Consider the following 16,003-nt stretch of genomic DNA (forward strand, 5'->3'; position numbering starts at 1 on the left):
GTGCTCTTTCTCGCGGATGGTATAGACCGCCGCCCGGGGAGCGCTCACAATCGGGCCCATGGGGAACGGGTATGTCGGCGCGCGGACGCCACGCAGGGAAGACGCCCGGCTGCTGACGGGAAAGAGCAGATACGTCGCCTCCGTACGCCTGCCGGGCATGGCGTACGCGCACGTGGTCCGCAGCCCCGTCGCGCACGGCCGGCTGCTCGGCTGCGACACCAAGGCGGCGCGGGCCGTCGAGGGCGTGCTCGACGTCATCCTCCCCGCTGACGCCGCCGGCCTGCGCCTGCCCTGCGTGAACGTGATGCCGGGCCAGCTGATGACGTCCTACCCGGTGCTGGACGACGCCGTCAGATACGTGGGCCAGCCGCTCGCCGTGGTGGTCGCCGAGACGCCGCAGGCCGCCAGGGACGCCGCCGACCTGCTCGACCTGGACCTCGACGAGCTGCCCGCCGTGGTCGGCGCCGAGCGGGCGCTGTCCGATGACGCGCCGCTGCTCCATCCCGATCTGGGGAGCAACGTGCTCTTCGACTTCGTCATGGGCGACGACGACTGCGCGGCCGCCGTGGAGGGGGCCGAGCACGTCGTCGAGATGACCTTCAGGATGGGCCGGGTCTCGCCGTACCCGCTGGAGCCGCGCGGCGTGGTGGCCTCCTACGCCTCCTACGCCGGCGACGAGCTGACCGTGCACCTGTCCTCCCAGGCGCCGCACCACGCCCGCGAGCATCTGGCCGAGGCGCTCGGGCTGTCCCACGACCGGGTCCGCGTCGTCAGCCGCGACACCGGAGGCGGGTTCGGCGCCAAGGAGCACCTCTACCCGGACGAGACGCTCGCCTGCCTGGCCGCGATCCGGCTGGGCCGGCCGGTGAGCTGGTCGGAGCCGCCGGGCGACCGGTTGTTCGCCACGCTGCCCGCCCGGCAGGCCGTGCACAGGGGGCGGCTCGCGCTCGACGGCGACGGGCGCTTCGTGGCCATGGACGTGGACGTGCTCGGCGACCTCGGCGCCCATCCGTCGAACGTGGGCGGCTCGACGTTCGCGGTCACCGCCACGCTGCTGCCGGGACCGTACCGGTTCGACCGGTTCGCCGTACGGGTGCGCGGCGTCGTCACCACGACCACGCCGACCGGCTCCTACCGCGGCTTCGGTCAGCCGGAAGCGGCCCTGACCAGGGAGCGGCTGATCGACGAGGCGGCCCGCAGGCTCGGCCTGGACCCGGTCGAGCTGCGGCTGCGCAACATGCTGCGGCCGGACGAGCTGCCGTACACGACGCGTGTCTTCCAGACCTACGACTCCGGCGACTACCCGCGCGCCCTGCGCACGCTGCGCGACCTGGTCCGGCCGGTCGAGAAGGACGACGGGCGCAGGCGCGGCGTGGGCTACTCCTGTCACGTGGAGAGCACCGGCATGGGGCCGTCGATGGACATGAAGGCCATCAACGCGGCGGCGGGCGGCTACGAGACGGCGATCCTGCGGATGGAGCAGGACGGGTCCGTGGTGGTGTCGTCCGGGGTGGTCTCGATGGGACAGGGGATCGAGACGGCGCTGGCCCAGATCGCGGCCGACCGGGTGGGGGTGCCCATCGAGCGGGTGCGGGTGGTGCTGGGGGACACGGCGACGACGCCGTACTCGTCGATCGGGGCGGTCGCCAGCCGTTCGCTGGCGGTCGGCGGCGGCGCGCTCGTACGGGCCGCCGTCCGGCTGCGGGACCGGCTGCTGGCCCTGGCCGCGCACCGGCTGGAGGCCGACGCCGGCGACCTGGAGATCGCCGACGGTTCCGTACGTGTGCAGGGCGATCCGCGGGCGTCGCTGACGCTGCGCGACCTGGCCACCTCGGCCTGGCGCGGCTGGGACCTGCCCGAGGGGTTCGCGCCCGGCCTTGAGGAACGGGTCAGCTACGACCCGGAGGGCTACACGTTCGCGTACGGGGCCCACGCGGCGGCCGTGGCCGTCGATCCCGAGACCGGGGCGGTCGAGGTGGAGCGTTACTGGGTGGTCAACGACGCCGGCGTGCTGGTCAACCCCACCGTGGTGGAGGGGCAGCTCACGGGCGGCGTGGCCCAGGGCATCGGCCAGGCGCTGACCGAGGAGATCGGCTACACCGACGACGGGCAGCCGATCGCCGAGTACCTGCCGCCGACCACGCGGGAGGTGCCCGGCATCGAGGTCGTGCTGATGGAGACGCCGTCGCCGCTCACCCCCGGCGGGATGAAGGGCGTCGGCGAGGCCGGCACGATCGGGCCGCCGGCCGCCATCGCGAACGCGGTGGCCGCCGCGCTGCCGGAGATCGCCGCCCAGGTCACCGACGTCCCTCTGACGCCGGCCGTCGTGTGGTCCCTGCTGCGGGCCTGACACCGCCGGAGTGCGGCGCTCCGGCGGCGGGGTTCGTGCTGTGCGGCGCTCCGGCCGCGGTGCTCGTGGCGTGCGTTCTTGTCATGCCGGCCCGCTCGGGCCGATGAGATCTTCGATGGCCTTGCCCGACTCGAACAGCGCCTGCTCCAGGGCCTTGCGGCCGGCGGGCACGGGCTCGTCGGGGCGGCGGCGTTCGCGTTCGCCGTCGGTCTTGGGCTTGTACTCGTCAGGACTGCTCATGCGGGAGTCAGTACCCGGCCCGGCGCGGCCGTTTCGAGCGACTGGCAAAACAATGGCGATTTCTCGCCGAAGAATCGACCCGGAACGGCCTTCCGTACGTACAGGTTTCGACGGCGATGTACGACAACCCCGGGGCAGGTCCTCTTGTTAAGCGAAACGCGCATCCGTTGCCCATCGGCACAGGAGACAGATGCCATGACCAGGCTGCGACCGACTCGCCGGAGCAGGATGCGGCACGCGTGGCCGCTGCACGACGACGTCAGGACAGTGGGCCGGGCGCGAGCTGCCATTCGCACGGAATTATCGCAACTCTCCCTTTCTTCCGAGGTCGTGGACGACGCCGTTCTCATGGTGAGCGAATTGATCACCAATGCCCTCATGTACGGCGCCGAGCCGTACGAACTCGGGCTGCACGTGGACGCCAGAGAGATCATGTGCGTGGTCGTGGACAGCAGCCCGCTGCTGCCCGCCCAGGCGCCCCACGACCTCGCGGCCGAGCACGGACGCGGTCTGCGCATCATCGCCAGGCTCTCCGACGGCTTCTACGGCTGCCACCCCCAGCGCTACGTCACCCGGCCCGACCTCGTCGGCAAGGCCACCTGGTTCGCGCTGCCGCGCCGGGGCGCGGCGGGCAACGTCGTGCCGATCAGAGCCGGGGTCTGACGTCTTCCCGGGCCACTGATCAGGCCCGGCGCGTCGTCCCCACCGTGACCAGGACCAGCAGGCCCGCCAGGACGCCGGTGGCCGCGCTGACCCGGTAGACGTCGTCGAGCGCCGCGTACGCCGGCCCGCCGCCCTGGTAGACGATGCCGAGCACCGCGATGCCGAGCGCGTACCCGAGCTGCCTGACCGTGTTCACGGTGCCGGCCGCCATGCCCGCGCGCATGGCCGGGGCGTGGGCCATGGCGGCGGAGCTGAGCGCGGGGACGGCCAGCCCGACGCCCACGCCCACGACGATCAGGCCCGGCGTCAGCGCCGGCCAGTCCGACCGGGCGTCGAGCAGGCCCTGGAGGAACGAGCCCGCGCCGATCAGCAGCAGCCCGCCGCCGAGCGCGGCGCGCGGCGTCAGCCGGGGCAGCAGCCGGGAGGCGGCCACGGAGGTCACCAGCGAAGTGGCGGCCATCGGCGACAGCGCCAGCCCCGCCATCACCGGGCCGAGCCGCAGGTCCTGCTGCAGCCAGAGTGAGGTGAAGGCCAGGCAGGCGAACGCGGCCGGCATGAGCAGCCCGGCTCCCGCCATGATCCCGCTGAACGACCGGTCGGCGAACAGGCGCAGGTCCAGCATGGGGTTCGCGCCGCGCGTCTCGACGACGAGGAAGACGAAGAAGGCCACCGCCGCCGCGCCGAGCGGCACCAGCGTCCGCGCCGCCGTCCAGCCGTGCTCGCCGGCCTCGATCAGCCCGTACGTGAGCCCGCCGGCCGCCAGCGTGAACGTGGCCATGCCGGCCCAGTCGAGTCTGGCCCCGCCGGGCAGGCGCGACTCCTCCACGCCGCGCACGGTCAGCCAGCCGGCGACCAGCGTGATGGGCAGGTTCACCAGGAAGATGGCCCGCCAGTGCAGGTGCTCGGTGAGCAGGCCGCCGAGCACGGGCGCGACGGCCGCGGCGGCTCCGTTCACGCCGCCCCACACGCCGAACGCGATACCGCGCCGCCTGCCGTGATAGGTGGCGCTGATGAGGGCGAGGGTGGTGGCCATCATGGCCGCGGCCGCCGCGCCCTGCACCACGCGGGCCGCCAGCAGCACGCCGCCGGAGGGGGCCAGCCCGCAGGCCAGCGAGGCCAGCGCGAACACCGCCAGCGCCGACAGGTACACCTTGCGCCGCCCCGTGTGGTCGGCGAACGACCCGGCGGCCAGCAGCAGGGCGGCCAGGGCCAGCGCGTACCCGTCGAGCAGCCACTGCGTGCCGGTGAAGGACATGCCGAGGTCGGCGGTGATGTCGGGCAGGGCGACCATGACGATGGTGACGTCCACGAGGAGCATGAAGGCGCCCAGGCAGGCGGCCACCAGAGGCGACCACGAGGTGGTCGCGGTCTCGGGGATCCGGGTTTGGGTCATGGCGACCACAGTGCGGCCCGGGTGCGGGTTCCCGCCAGCGATGAGACCGGTTCTGCAGATTATCCGTACGAGCTAGCCTGTGATGATGGAAATCCTTGAGCTGGACGACGTCGATCGTGGGCTGATGCACGCGCTCCAGGTGGACGGGCGGGCCTCGTTCAACCGCATCGCGGAGGTGCTCGGGGTGTCCGACCAGCGAGTGGCGCGCCGCTACCGCCGGCTGCGCTCCAGTGGCATGTTGCGGGTGGTCGGCGTCGTGGACGGGCGGCGGCTCGGCTACGAGTCGTGGGCGATCAGGCTGCGCTGCACCCCCGACGCGGCGGTGTCGATCGCCGAGGCGCTCGCGCGGCGCTCCGACACGTCCTGGGTGCACCTGCTGTCCGGCGGCACGGAGATCTCCAGCGGCACGCTGCACCGCACCGCCAAGGAACGCGAGTCGCTGCTGCTCGACAAACTGGCGCGGACCAACCGCGTGCTGTCGGTGTCGGCGCACCGCACCCTGCACACGTTCGTGGGCGGCCGGATCGGCTGGTCGGGGCTGGCCGTGCTCGCCCCCGACCAGGTGGCGCACCTGGCGGCGGACCGGATCAACGGGCCGCGCGGCGACGGCGAACGGCTCACGCTCGGGCCCGGCGACCAGGCGATGGTGGACGCGCTGTCCCGCGACGGGCGGGCCGGCTACGCCGACCTGGCGGCGGTGACGGGCTGGTCGGAGTCGACGGTCAAGCGCCGGATGGACCAGCTCTGCGCGGCGGGCGCCCTCTTCTTCGACATGGACGTGCTGCCCACGCTGCTCGGCTACCAGGTGGAGGCCCAGCTGTGGATGTCGGTGCCGCCGGCCGAGCTCGACGCGACCGGGCGGGCGCTGGCGGAGCACCCGGAGGTGGCGTTCGCGGGCGCGACGACCGGGCCGACCAACCTGACGGTCAGCATCGTCTGCCGCGACGACACCGCGCTCTACCGCTACCTGACCGACAGCGTGGGCGCGCTGCCCGCCATCCGGCACATCGAGACGGGGCCGATCATCAGGACGATGAAGCGGGCGGGGGCGGTCCTGCCGGGGTGAGGGGGTCCTGCCGGTGTGCCGAGGTAGGGCCGGCGCCACCACGAGATGGGCGGAGCGCGGGATGGGGCTCGAACGCCGCGATCCCTAGCGTTTCGTGTCATGAAGACCTCCATGAAGACCCGGCTGCTCGCCCTCGCCTGCGCCGGGCTCGTCCTGGCCACCGCGACCGCTCCGGCCGCACTGGCCGCGACCGGGACGTCCTCCGCCACGCCGTCCGCCCTGTCGTCCGGGACGTCGTCCGGGACGGTGATCGCGGACGGCAGGGGCTCGGTCGTCTCCGCCGAGTTGCTGGCGCGCCTGTCGGCTGCCCAGGTCAAGGCCACGCTCACCGAGCGCGGCTACCCCGTGCCGCCCCGGCCGCAGGGCGCCGACCTGTACGCGGTCGTCTACCGCACCGTCGCCGTGGACGGGACGCCCACCACGGCCAGCGGCGTCGTCGCCCTGCCCGCCAGGTCCAGGCGAGGACTGTGGACGGTCAGCTACGAGCACGGCACCCTGGCCACCAAGGCGTACGCCGGCTCGGTGTCCGACGGCGACGGGCGGGCGGTGCCGCTGATGTTCGCCGCCGCCGGATTCGCCGGGATCGCCCCCGACTATCTCGGGCTCGGGACGGGGCCGGGGTTCCACCCGTACATGGACGCGGCCACCGAGGCGTCGGCCTCGGCCGACCTGCTGCGGGCGGCCGGGGAACTGGCTCGGCGGCAGGGGCGCACGCTGAGCGGCGACGTGCTGGTGACCGGGTTCTCGCAGGGCGGGCACGCGGCCATGGCGCTGAGCAAGGCGCTGCGTGAGGATTCCGGGTACCGGCTGCGCGGCGTCGCGCCGATCGCGGGGCCGTACCACGTGCGCAGGGCCGAGATGCCCGCGCTGCTCCAGGGCCGGCTCGACCCCCACGTCGCCACCTACTATCTCGCGTACTGGACCGTCTCGATGAACCGGCTGCACCACCTGTACGACTCCCCGTCGGAGGCGTTCCGCGACCCGGGCGTGGAGCGGCTGTTCGACGGGCAGCACGGCTTCGACGAGATCGTGGCCGGGCTGCCCGCCTCGCACCGCGACCTCCTCACCGACGCCTACCTCAAGCGCGTGGCCCAGCCGTCCGGCTCGCTGCTCAAGGCGATGGTGGACAACGACGCCACCTGCGCCGGCTGGCGGCCCGGCGTGCCCGTCCGCCTCTACGCCGGGCGCGGCGACAGGGAAGTGGTCATCGCCAACTCCCGCCTCTGCCTGAAGGAGCTGAAGGCGAGCGGCGTGAAGGCGACGCTCACCGATGTCGGGAACGTGGACCACATGACCTCGCCGCTCCGCGCCATGCCGCGGATACTCGACTGGTTCACCGGCCTGCGCGGCGCGTGATAATCGAGGCGTGCCGCTGCCATCCAGGCGATCGTTCCTCCGGCTCGGCGGCGTGGGCGCGGCGGGGACGCTGGGGGCTCTGACGCCCGCGCGGGCCGCGCACACGCCGGACGACACCTTCACTCTGTTGCGCCGTCGCTGGCGGGAGGTGGTGACGGGGCCTCCGGGCGATCCGGGTGCGCGGCCGTATCGTGAACTGGCGCGGGCCGCCGCCCGCTACCGCGACACGATGGCGCCCGGGCCTTCCTGGCTCTGGCCGGACGAGCGGTTCCCCTCGTTCGCGGCGACGCCGCGGCGGCTGCGGGTCATGGCGCGGGCGTACGCGCTGGACCCGCGTCCCGAGCTGGCCAGGGCGGTCGCCGAGGGCGTGCGTCACTACGTGCGGCACGTGTACGCGGCCGGCGCCGAGGCCACGGGCAACTGGTGGCACTGGCAGATCGGCGTGCCGAAGGCGCTGCTCGACGCGGCCGTGCTCACCGGGCAGGCGGACACCGAGCTTCTGGACGCGGTCGATCACTTCGTCCCGCTGAGCCGGCTCGCCGCCTACAGCGGCACCAGCACCGGCGCCAACCGGGTGGATCTGTGCCTGGTGACGCTGCTGCGGGCCATGCTCGACGACGACCACGACCGGGCGCGGGCCGCCGTCGCCGCGCTGGCCCCGGTGTTCCCGACGGTCTCCGACGGTGACGGGTTCTACCGCGACGGGTCGTTCGTCCAGCACTCCTCCGTGCCCTACCAGGGCGCCTACGGGGTGACGCTGCTGTCGGGGCTGGCCACGCTGTACGCGCTGCTGCGCGGATCGCCGTGGGAGATCGCCGACACGAGGGTGTTCGACACGGTCGAGCGGTCGTTCGCCCCCTTCGTCCGCGACGGCGCCTGCATGGACCTCGTCCGCGGCCGGTCGGTCGGCAGGAGGGCGTTCGGCGACCACGAGAGCGGGCGGGCCGTCGCGGCCGCGGTGCTGCTGCTGGGGGAGAGCGCGCCGGCCGGCCCGCGGGCGCGCTGGCAGGCGATGGTGAAGGGCTGGGCGGTACGCGGCACGTCCCGGCCGATGCTGGAGCACGCCGATCCCGCGCTGCACGCCCGCCTGACGGCGGTCATGGACGACGACGCCGTGCCCGCGGCGCCCGAGCCGCTCGGGCACCGGCTGCTGCCCATGAGCGCCAGAGCCGTGCACCGGACGCCGGGCTGGTGTGCCGCGCTCAGCATGGCCTCGCACCGGATCGGCCACTACGAGCACGGCAACGGCGAGAACCTCCGCGGCTGGCACACCGGCTCGGGGATGCTCTACTGGTGGGCCGAGGGTTCGGGCGACCAGTACTCCGACGCGTTCTGGCCGACCGTGGACCCCTACCGGCTGCCGGGCACGACCGTCTCCACCCGGCGGCTGCCCGACGGGGCCGGAGCGGCGTGGGGCGACACCCGTACGCCGTGGCGGTGGGTGGGCGGGGCGAGCGACGGCACGTACGCGGCCGTCGGCCAGCACCTGAGCGGCCTGGAGAGCACGATGGAGGCGTTCAAGTCGTGGTTCTTCCTCGACGACGCCGTCGTGTGCCTGGGTGGGGGCATCACGGCCGACGACGGTGTGGCCGTCGAGACGATCGTGGACAACCGCAGGACGGGTGCGGCGCTCACCACGGGGGAGGGATGGGCGCACGTCGAGGGACACGGCGGTTACCTCGTGCCGTCCCCGCAGGTCCTGCACACGCTGCGGGACCGCCGCGCGGGTGGCGGGGTGAGCGGGGACCGTGCGGGCGGCGGCTTGAGCAGGGACTATGTGACGCTCTGGTTGGATCACGGCGTCGATCCGCGCGGGGCCGGTTACGCCTACACGCTCCTGCCCGGTGCGACGAGGGGGGAGACCCGCTTACGCGCCGCCGATCCCGGACGGGTGCGCGTGCTGGCCAACACCGCCCGGGTGCAGGCCGTGCACGTGCCCGCGCTGGGGCTGACGGCGGCCTGCTTCTGGAACGCGGGCACCGCCGGCGGCCTGACCGTCTCGGCCCCGTGCGCGGTGCTGCTGCGCGAGCGGCCCGGCGGGAACGCCACCGTGACCGTCGCCGACCCCCGCCGCGACCTCGGCGAACTGTCCGTCACGCTGCCGCGTCCCGTCGCCGGGGTGCTGGAAGGGGACGCGGTCGCGGTCGAGGGCGGGCTCAGGTTCGGACGGCTGCACGACCGTGAGGGCGCCTCCGTGACGGTCGGCGTGCGGCTCGGATGACGTCCCGTCTCGGTCCGGTGCGGGATGGCATCGCGGGTGGACGGTGTTGCGATGAGCGGGTAATGCGGGATGAGCGGGTACGGGCGGAGGACCGATGAGCGGGATCAAGCGGGCACTGGTGCTGGGCGGCGGAGGGATCGCCGGGATCGCATGGGAGACGGGCGTGCTGGCCGGGCTCGCGGACGGCGGGGCCGACGTCACGGACGCCGACCGGATCATCGGCACCTCGGCCGGCTCCACGGTGGCCGCCCAGGTCACCAGCGGCCTGACGCTGACCGAACTGCTCGCCCGTCAGACCGACCCGGTCCTGCAGAACGCCGAGCTCCGGGCCGGCGTGTCGATAGAGGAGCTGGGGGCGGTGCTCCTGCGCATCTCCGAGAGCTCGCTCGACGCCGTCGAGCAGCGGCGTGAGATCGGCGCGCTGGCGCTGGCCGCGGACTCGGTTCCCGAGGCCGCGCGGCGCGAGGTGATCGAGGGGCGGCTGCCCGTGCACAAGTGGCCCGACCGGGACGTGGTGATCGTGGCCGTGGACGCCCGCACCGGCGAGCCGCGGCTGTTCGACCCGGGCTCGGGGGTCGAACTGGTGGACGCGGTGGCGGCCAGTTGCGCCGTTCCCGTGGTGTGGCCGTGCGTCACCATCGACGGGGCCCGGTACATGGACGGCGGCGTACGCACGAGCGCCAACGCCGACCTGGCGGCCGGGTTCGAGCGGGTTGTGGTGCTCGCTCCCATGCCCGAGCTGGGGGAGCCGTCGTGGCTCCGGCTCTCGGGCACGGTCGAGGTGATCGAGCCGGACGAGCCCGCGCGGGCCGCGTTCGGCGCCGACCCGCTGGACCCGTCGTCCCGCACGCCGAGCGCCGAAGCCGGTTACGCCCAGGGCCGCGCCGCCGCGGCCGGCGTCGCGAAGATGTGGCGCTGACCGCCAGCCTCCGCGCCCAACCGGCGCTCACGGCTCCGGCGCGAAGAGCATCCAGAGCCGGTCCGTGGCTCACGCCCCGAGGACGAAGAGTGACCAGGTTTCGCCCGGGGCCAGCCCCGCCAGTTCGCGTCCGCACTCGCGCAGCACCTGCGGGCCCGAGGTGATGTGCTGGGTGCCCGCGTGGACGTCCCTGAACAGCCGCTGGATCAGCCCGTCGCGCAGCGCCGAGGTGCCGCCCGAGATGTAGACGAACCCGGCCACCTCGGCCAGCGTCGAGGTCGCGTGGTTGAGCGCGAGCCGTACCATCGTCTCCTGCCGCACGTCGAGCCGCCCGCCCGCGGCCAGCGTGCGCTCGGCGTCGTCCCACGTCTCGTGCACCAGCGCCTTGGCCGCCCGGTAGCGCGCCTCCGCGCGGGCGAAGTCGGTGTGGAAGGCGTCGCTGCCGGCGATTTGCCCCGGCCGGCCCGCGCGGGCCCCGACGTGCCTGACCAGCTCGTCGAGCAGCCGGCGGCCGACGCCGAGCGCCCAGGAGGAGTGGCAGATCAGCGCGTGGTCCACGATCCCCAGCCGGTAGAGCGCTCCGCCGCGCAGGGGCTCGTTCGTGTCGAAGACGTGGCTCCGCGACTCCGGTACGAAGACGTCGTCGATGGTGTAGTCGATGCTGCCCGTGGCGCGCAGGCCCAGGACGTCCCAGTTGCCGAGCTGCTTGACGTCGTCCAAGGGGGTGACGAAGATCCGTCCCTCGTCGGTGCCCTCGACGATGCCCAGGCTGTGGGAGTACTGGGCGTGCAGCATGCCGGAGGCGAAGCCCCACTGCCCGCTGAGGCGGAACCCCCCGTCCTCGCGGACGGCGACGCCCGGCCGGGTGCCCTGGCCCGCGATGAGCGGCGTCCGCGGGCCCGCGAAGATCCGCTCGACGGCGTCGTCGCCCAGGTACGCGCCGCCCGTGCCGTTCGCCAGGGTGGTCGCCATGACCACCCAGCCGGTCGAGGGATCGGCGTAGGAGAGCTCTTCGAGCACGTCCATCAGCTCCCTGGGCGACAGCTCGGCGCCGCCCAGCGGGGCCGGCACGCAGATGCCGAACAGCCCGGACTCGTGCAGGGCGTCAACGACGGCGTCGGTGAGCCTGCCCTGGGCCTCCGCCTGCGTGGCGTCCCGGTCGATCAGCGCGCGCAGGTCGCGGGCCCGCTCCAGCGGCGCGGTACCGGCGGTGTGCAGTCGCGGCGTGTCGTCCATTTCCGGTACTCCCGTTCGCGATCGTCGGTGCTTTTACTCCCTCCGTCAGATCACGTAAACGCCGGGTTGTCCAGTGCCGGGCGGGGGTTCGATCGCCTCCCAGGGGTGGGTCAGGGACGTTCTCAGGGACCTCCCCGACGTCCGCGCCGCCCGTATGCCGCACAATCGGGCGTCATGAGGATGAAGCGGATGGCCACGATCGCGGGTCTGCTGGGCGTGGCGGTGACGCTGACGGGGTGCGGGATCGGCGGTCCGAACGAGCAGGACACCGTCACGTACGACGTCGCCGACAAGGTGGCGGCCCTACAGGTGGAGACCGACTCCGGCTCGATCGAGGTGGTGGAGTCGGAGCGGCAGGGCATCCACGTGACCGAGGCGCTGACCTGGCGCAAGAACAAGCCGGAGACCAGCCACCAGGTGCGGGGCGACACGCTCGCCCTGACCTTCAACTGCCCCGCGACGTGGGGATTCGGAGCCGTGGGCACGTCCTGCGACGTGAGCTACAAGGTCGAGGTGCCCAAGGGGCTGCGGGTCAAGGTCAGCTCCGACTCCGGCGCCCTGACGCTGACCGGCCTGTCCGGTGAGCTGGACGCCCGGTCCGACTCGGGGGCGATCGAGGCCGACGGGCTGTCCGTGAAGCAGGTTGCCGCCAAGACCGATTCCGGCGCGGTCGGGCTCACCTTCACCGGAGCGCCGGACAAGGTCACGACCGCCACGGACTCGGGCCGGATCTCGGTGCACGTGCCGCAGGGGCCGTACAAGGTGGTCGCCTCGACCGACTCGGGCGGCAAGAACATCAAGGCCGCCGTCGACGACTCGGCCCCCCGCCTGATCGAGCTGACCAGCGACTCGGGTGACCTGGAAGTCGTCTCTCCCTGAACGTCCGGACGAGCGCGGCGGGTGACCTGGGAAACCGGCACGGACCGGCGCGGCGGGTGCGGGACCGGTTTTCGGTCCCGCACCCGCTTTCGTTCAGCTCGGGAGCGCCGGTTCCGCGGGCGGGCGGTAGCCGAGGCGGCCCCGGGTCGCGGCGAGCACCAGGATCGCCGCCGCGGTGCCGGCCAGCAGGGTGACGCGGGACGCCTGCTCGGGGGTGGCGAGCGTCGGGAACACCTCCGAGAAGGCGATCGACATGAAGTTGTTGACGCTGACGTGCAGCAGCATGATCAGCGGCAGGCTCTGGCCGGTCCGGTTGAACACCCAGGTGACGACCACACTGAAGACGCAGGCGAAGGCGACGAACTCGGCCACCCGCAGCCACGTGACGTCCGGCCACCCGCCCCACTCGCTCAGGAACAGCGGCAGGTGCCACATGCCCCACAGCGGGCCGAGGATGACGGTGGCGCCCAGCGGGCCGAACTTGCGCTGCATGCGGGCCAGGGCGAAGTCACGCCAGCCGGGCTCCTCCGCCAGACCCGTGGTGACCATCTGGAGCAGCAGCCCCGGCACGTACGCCACCAGCACGGCGACGGACGGCAGGTGGATGTTCTCGTCGGAGAGCGCGAGACCGGTGACGATGATGGCGGCGGGGACGCCGAGCGCGGTCACCAGGTACCAGACCCAGCTCACCCGCCACTTGGTCATCCGCCCGATCCACCGGCGGACGCCCTCCTTGCCCTCCGTGACCCTGGTCACCAGGTACGCGGAGAAGATGGGGCCGAGGTAGGCGCCCGGCAGGACGCCGAGGAGTTGCGAGGTGCCGAGGAACTCGGGGAAGCCGAAGTTCAGGATGCCGAGGCCGTTCGTGGACAGGACGTACGGCACCCAGGCGACCCAGCTCAGCAGGTTGGCCAGGATGAAGAAGCTGACCAGCGGACGCCGGCGGATGAATCCCCCGAGTCCGGCCTGTCCCGGATGCTGCTCGGCCTCCGGCCGGCTGTCGACTGTCATTTCTCTTTCTCCTTGGGGGGAGCGTTTTGACTGACAGTGATCAGCACATCAGCCGGAGGCCCTTCCGGTCGTTCCCGCGTACAGCCCAATGGAGGTATAGCCAGGGGTACCTTCCGCCGCCGCGAGGACGGCCAGGAATGCCTTCTGGGCAGGTCAACACTCGGAAAGACGGCACCGTTCGTCAGGGTGTGCACGCGGATGTCTCCATAACGTCGATGGCATGAAGATCAACGTGGTGCTGCCCTGTCTCAACGAGGCGGCCGCCCTGCCATGGGTGCTCGGGCGGATGCCGGACGGCTTCCATCCGATCGTCGTGGACAACGGCTCCACCGACGGCTCGGCGGGGATCGCGGCCACCCTCGGGGCGACGGTGGTGAGCGAGCCCCGTCCGGGGTTCGGCGCGGCCTGCCACGCGGGGCTGGCGGCCGCGGTCTCGGACGTCGTGTGCTTCATGGACGCCGACGCGTCGCTCGATCCCGTTCAACTGCCCCGGGTGAGCGGTCCCGTCGTGGCGGGGGAGGCCGATCTGGTGCTGGGCCGCCGGGTTCTGCGGCCGGGGGCGTCGTGGCCGGTGCACGCGCGGCTCGGCAACGCCGTACTGGCCAGGGGGCTGCGCCGCCGTACCGGGGTCCGGTTGCGCGACCTCGGGCCGATGCGGGCCTGCGAGCGTCTGCCGCTGCTCGCGCTCGGGCTGGTCGACCGGCGCTTCGGCTATCCGCTGGAGATGGTGCTGCGGGCGGGGGCGGCGGGCTGGCACATCGCCGAGACCGACGTCGACTACCTGCCCCGCCAGGGCAGATCCAAGGTCACCGGTACGGTACGCGGCACGCTGCGAGCGGTCGGCGACATGCGCCGCGTCCTGATCCGCCAGAACGGAACCGCGTGAACGCGCCCCGCGGCCGGTCGAGCGGCGACGGCGCTCACGCGGAGACGGGCGGTCGGTCGAGCGGTGACGGCGCTCACGCGGCGATGGGCGGTGGCGCGTGAACGCGACTCGTGAGGACGGTGCTCCGAGCGGGCAGATTCTGGTGATCGCCAAGGAGCCCGTGCCGGGGAGGGTGAAGACGCGGCTCGTGCCGCCGCTCACCCACGACGAGGCCGCCGGGCTGGCCGGCGCCGCGCTGGAGGACACGCTGCGTACCGTCGCACAGGTGCCGGCCGCCGGCCGGGTGCTCGTCCTCGACGGCGTCCCCGGCCCCTGGCTTCCCTCCGGCTTCACCGTGCTGCCGCAGCGGGGCGGCGGTCTGGACGAACGGCTGGCCGCGGCCTTCGCGGACGCCCACCTGCTGCGGCCGGTCCCCATGGTGCTCATCGGCATGGACACCCCGCAGGTCACCCCGGCTCTGCTGACCGCCGCCCTGAGGCTGCTCGCCGGCCACGACGCGGTGTTCGGCCCGGCGACCGACGGCGGCTTCTGGCTGCTCGGGCTCCGCGCCCCCGATCCGGCGCTGCTGCTCGGCGTGCCGATGTCGTCGCCGTCCACCGGCGCGAGCCAGTTCCGCAGACTGAAGGAGGCCGGGATGAGCGTCGCCACGATGCCGTGCCTGACCGACGTGGACACCATGGCGGACGCGATCGAGGTGGCGGCGCTCGTCCCCGGGTCCCGCTACGCCGCCGCGCTGGCCGGCCTGGGGGTGCCGCGATGAGGGTGCTGGTGACCGGGGCGGCGGGGTTCATCGGAAGTCACGTGGTCGAGGCGCTGGAGGCGCGGGGGCACGAGGTGACCGGCTTCGACCTGCGGTGCGGCGACGACGTACGCGACGCCGCCGCGCTCGCCCGGCCGCTGGCGGAGGCCGACGCGGTCGTGCACCAGGCGGCCAAGGTCGGGCTCGGCGTCGACGTGGCGGACCTGCCCGACTACGCCTCGGCCAACGTGTACGGCACGGCGGTGCTGCTGGCCGCGATGGCCCGCCACGGCGTGGGGCGGCTCGTGCTGGCCTCCTCCATGGTGGTCTACGGCGAAGGCGCCTACGACTGCGCCCGGCACGGCCGGGTCCGCCCCGGTCCCCGTACCGCTGAAGATCTGTCCACAGGCTCCTTCGAGCCGCGCTGTCCCCGTTGCGGCGCGGGCGTGCTCCCGGCCGCCATCGACGAGGACGCGCGGACGGATCCGCGCAACGCGTACGCCACCACCAAGCTGGCGCAGGAGCATCTGGCCGCCAACTGGGCCCGCGAGACCGGCGGCACGGCCGTCGCCCTGCGGTACCACAACGTGTACGGGCCGAGGATGCCGAGGGACACCCCGTACTCGGGCGTCGCGGCGATCTTCCGGTCCGCGCTGGAGGCGGGGCGGGCTCCGCGCGTGTTCGAGGACGGGGGCCAGCGGCGCGACTTCGTCCACGTCCGGGACGTCGCCGACGCGAACGTGGCCGCCCTCGACGGGGGCGTGCCGGGAACGCCGGCCGTCTACAACATCGCCAGCGGGCAGCCGCACACCGTGGGCGAACTGGCCGCGGCCCTGTCGGCGCAGCACGGCGGCCCTGAGCCGGTCGTCACCGGGGAGTACCGGCTCGGCGACGTCCGCCACATCACGGCCGCACCGGACCGGGCGGCGGCGGAGCTCGGCTTCCACGCCCGCGTCGGCTTCACCGAGGGCATGAAGGAGTTCGCCACCGCCCCCCTGGCCTGACCGGCCATGCCACGGCTTGGCCACGGCGAATCTGTGTCTG

Annotated in this window: 14 protein-coding genes; 10 read left to right on the top strand and 4 right to left on the bottom strand. The window is 73.3% G+C overall.

Features of this window, described 5'->3' with window-relative positions:
• Positions 1 to 58 precede the first annotated feature (58 nt).
• On the top strand, positions 59 to 2,350 hold the full coding sequence (locus B0I32_RS23585) for a xanthine dehydrogenase family protein molybdopterin-binding subunit (protein WP_106243088.1): 2,292 nt from the start codon (positions 59 to 61) through the stop codon (positions 2,348 to 2,350).
• Between the two features lie 81 nt (positions 2,351 to 2,431).
• Here the strand turns inward: B0I32_RS23585 and B0I32_RS57805 are convergent, their stop codons facing one another.
• A complete protein-coding gene (locus tag B0I32_RS57805; protein ID WP_181307696.1) occupies positions 2,432 to 2,590 on the bottom strand; it encodes a hypothetical protein in 159 nt (52 codons plus the stop codon).
• Between the two features lie 228 nt (positions 2,591 to 2,818).
• On the opposite strand from B0I32_RS57805, the gene B0I32_RS23590 reads away from it, so the two are divergent.
• Positions 2,819 to 3,253 (top strand): ATP-binding protein, encoded by a 435-nt coding sequence (locus B0I32_RS23590; RefSeq protein WP_245956007.1) that lies wholly within the window; start codon positions 2,819 to 2,821, stop codon positions 3,251 to 3,253.
• A gap of 19 nt (positions 3,254 to 3,272) precedes the next feature.
• On the opposite strand, the gene B0I32_RS23595 is transcribed toward B0I32_RS23590, so the two are convergent.
• On the bottom strand, positions 3,273 to 4,646 hold the full coding sequence (locus B0I32_RS23595) for an MFS transporter (RefSeq protein ID WP_106243557.1): 1,374 nt from the start codon (positions 4,644 to 4,646) through the stop codon (positions 3,273 to 3,275).
• Between the two features lie 82 nt (positions 4,647 to 4,728).
• Between B0I32_RS23595 and B0I32_RS23600 the strand changes: the two genes are divergently transcribed.
• From B0I32_RS23600 to B0I32_RS23615, 4 genes are all read left to right on the top strand, one after another.
• Positions 4,729 to 5,712: an Lrp/AsnC family transcriptional regulator gene (locus B0I32_RS23600; RefSeq protein ID WP_106243559.1), complete on the top strand. Its 984-nt coding sequence runs from the start codon at positions 4,729 to 4,731 to the stop codon at positions 5,710 to 5,712.
• A gap of 99 nt (positions 5,713 to 5,811) precedes the next feature.
• Complete coding sequence (locus B0I32_RS23605; RefSeq protein ID WP_146178284.1) at positions 5,812 to 7,068, top strand: alpha/beta hydrolase; 1,257 nt, start codon at positions 5,812 to 5,814, stop codon at positions 7,066 to 7,068.
• Between the two features lie 10 nt (positions 7,069 to 7,078).
• Positions 7,079 to 9,289, top strand: coding sequence for a polysaccharide lyase 8 family protein (locus tag B0I32_RS23610; RefSeq protein ID WP_106243096.1), 2,211 nt, complete (start codon positions 7,079 to 7,081; stop codon positions 9,287 to 9,289).
• 94 nt (positions 9,290 to 9,383) lie between these two features.
• Complete coding sequence (locus B0I32_RS23615) at positions 9,384 to 10,208, top strand: patatin-like phospholipase family protein (protein ID WP_106243099.1); 825 nt, start codon at positions 9,384 to 9,386, stop codon at positions 10,206 to 10,208.
• Positions 10,209 to 10,277: 69 nt separating this feature from the next.
• On the opposite strand, the gene B0I32_RS23620 is transcribed toward B0I32_RS23615, so the two are convergent.
• A complete protein-coding gene (locus tag B0I32_RS23620; RefSeq protein ID WP_106243102.1) occupies positions 10,278 to 11,444 on the bottom strand; it encodes an acyl-CoA dehydrogenase family protein in 1,167 nt (388 codons plus the stop codon).
• A 174-nt stretch (positions 11,445 to 11,618) separates the two neighbouring features.
• Between B0I32_RS23620 and B0I32_RS23625 the strand changes: the two genes are divergently transcribed.
• Positions 11,619 to 12,323, top strand: a complete 705-nt coding sequence (locus B0I32_RS23625; RefSeq protein ID WP_106243105.1) for a DUF4097 family beta strand repeat-containing protein — start codon at positions 11,619 to 11,621, stop codon at positions 12,321 to 12,323.
• Between the two features lie 93 nt (positions 12,324 to 12,416).
• Here the strand turns inward: B0I32_RS23625 and B0I32_RS23630 are convergent, their stop codons facing one another.
• A complete protein-coding gene (locus B0I32_RS23630) occupies positions 12,417 to 13,334 on the bottom strand; it encodes a CPBP family intramembrane glutamic endopeptidase (RefSeq protein WP_106243107.1) in 918 nt (305 codons plus the stop codon).
• A gap of 220 nt (positions 13,335 to 13,554) precedes the next feature.
• Between B0I32_RS23630 and B0I32_RS23635 the strand changes: the two genes are divergently transcribed.
• The 3 genes from B0I32_RS23635 to B0I32_RS23645 all read left to right on the top strand — a co-directional run bounded on the left by B0I32_RS23635 (position 13,555) and on the right by B0I32_RS23645 (position 15,963).
• Positions 13,555 to 14,220 (top strand): glycosyltransferase family 2 protein, encoded by a 666-nt coding sequence (locus tag B0I32_RS23635; protein ID WP_106243110.1) that lies wholly within the window; start codon positions 13,555 to 13,557, stop codon positions 14,218 to 14,220.
• 97 nt (positions 14,221 to 14,317) lie between these two features.
• Positions 14,318 to 14,980, top strand: coding sequence for a TIGR04282 family arsenosugar biosynthesis glycosyltransferase (locus B0I32_RS23640; RefSeq protein ID WP_106243113.1), 663 nt, complete (start codon positions 14,318 to 14,320; stop codon positions 14,978 to 14,980).
• Complete coding sequence (locus B0I32_RS23645) at positions 14,977 to 15,963, top strand: NAD-dependent epimerase/dehydratase family protein (RefSeq protein WP_106243115.1); 987 nt, start codon at positions 14,977 to 14,979, stop codon at positions 15,961 to 15,963. Before B0I32_RS23640 ends, B0I32_RS23645 begins: the two co-directional genes overlap by 4 nt.
• The last annotated feature ends 40 nt before the right edge of the window (positions 15,964 to 16,003 follow it).

This window comes from Nonomuraea fuscirosea, assembly GCF_003001935.1.
Taxonomy (GTDB): Bacteria; Actinomycetota; Actinomycetes; order Streptosporangiales; family Streptosporangiaceae; genus Nonomuraea; species Nonomuraea fuscirosea.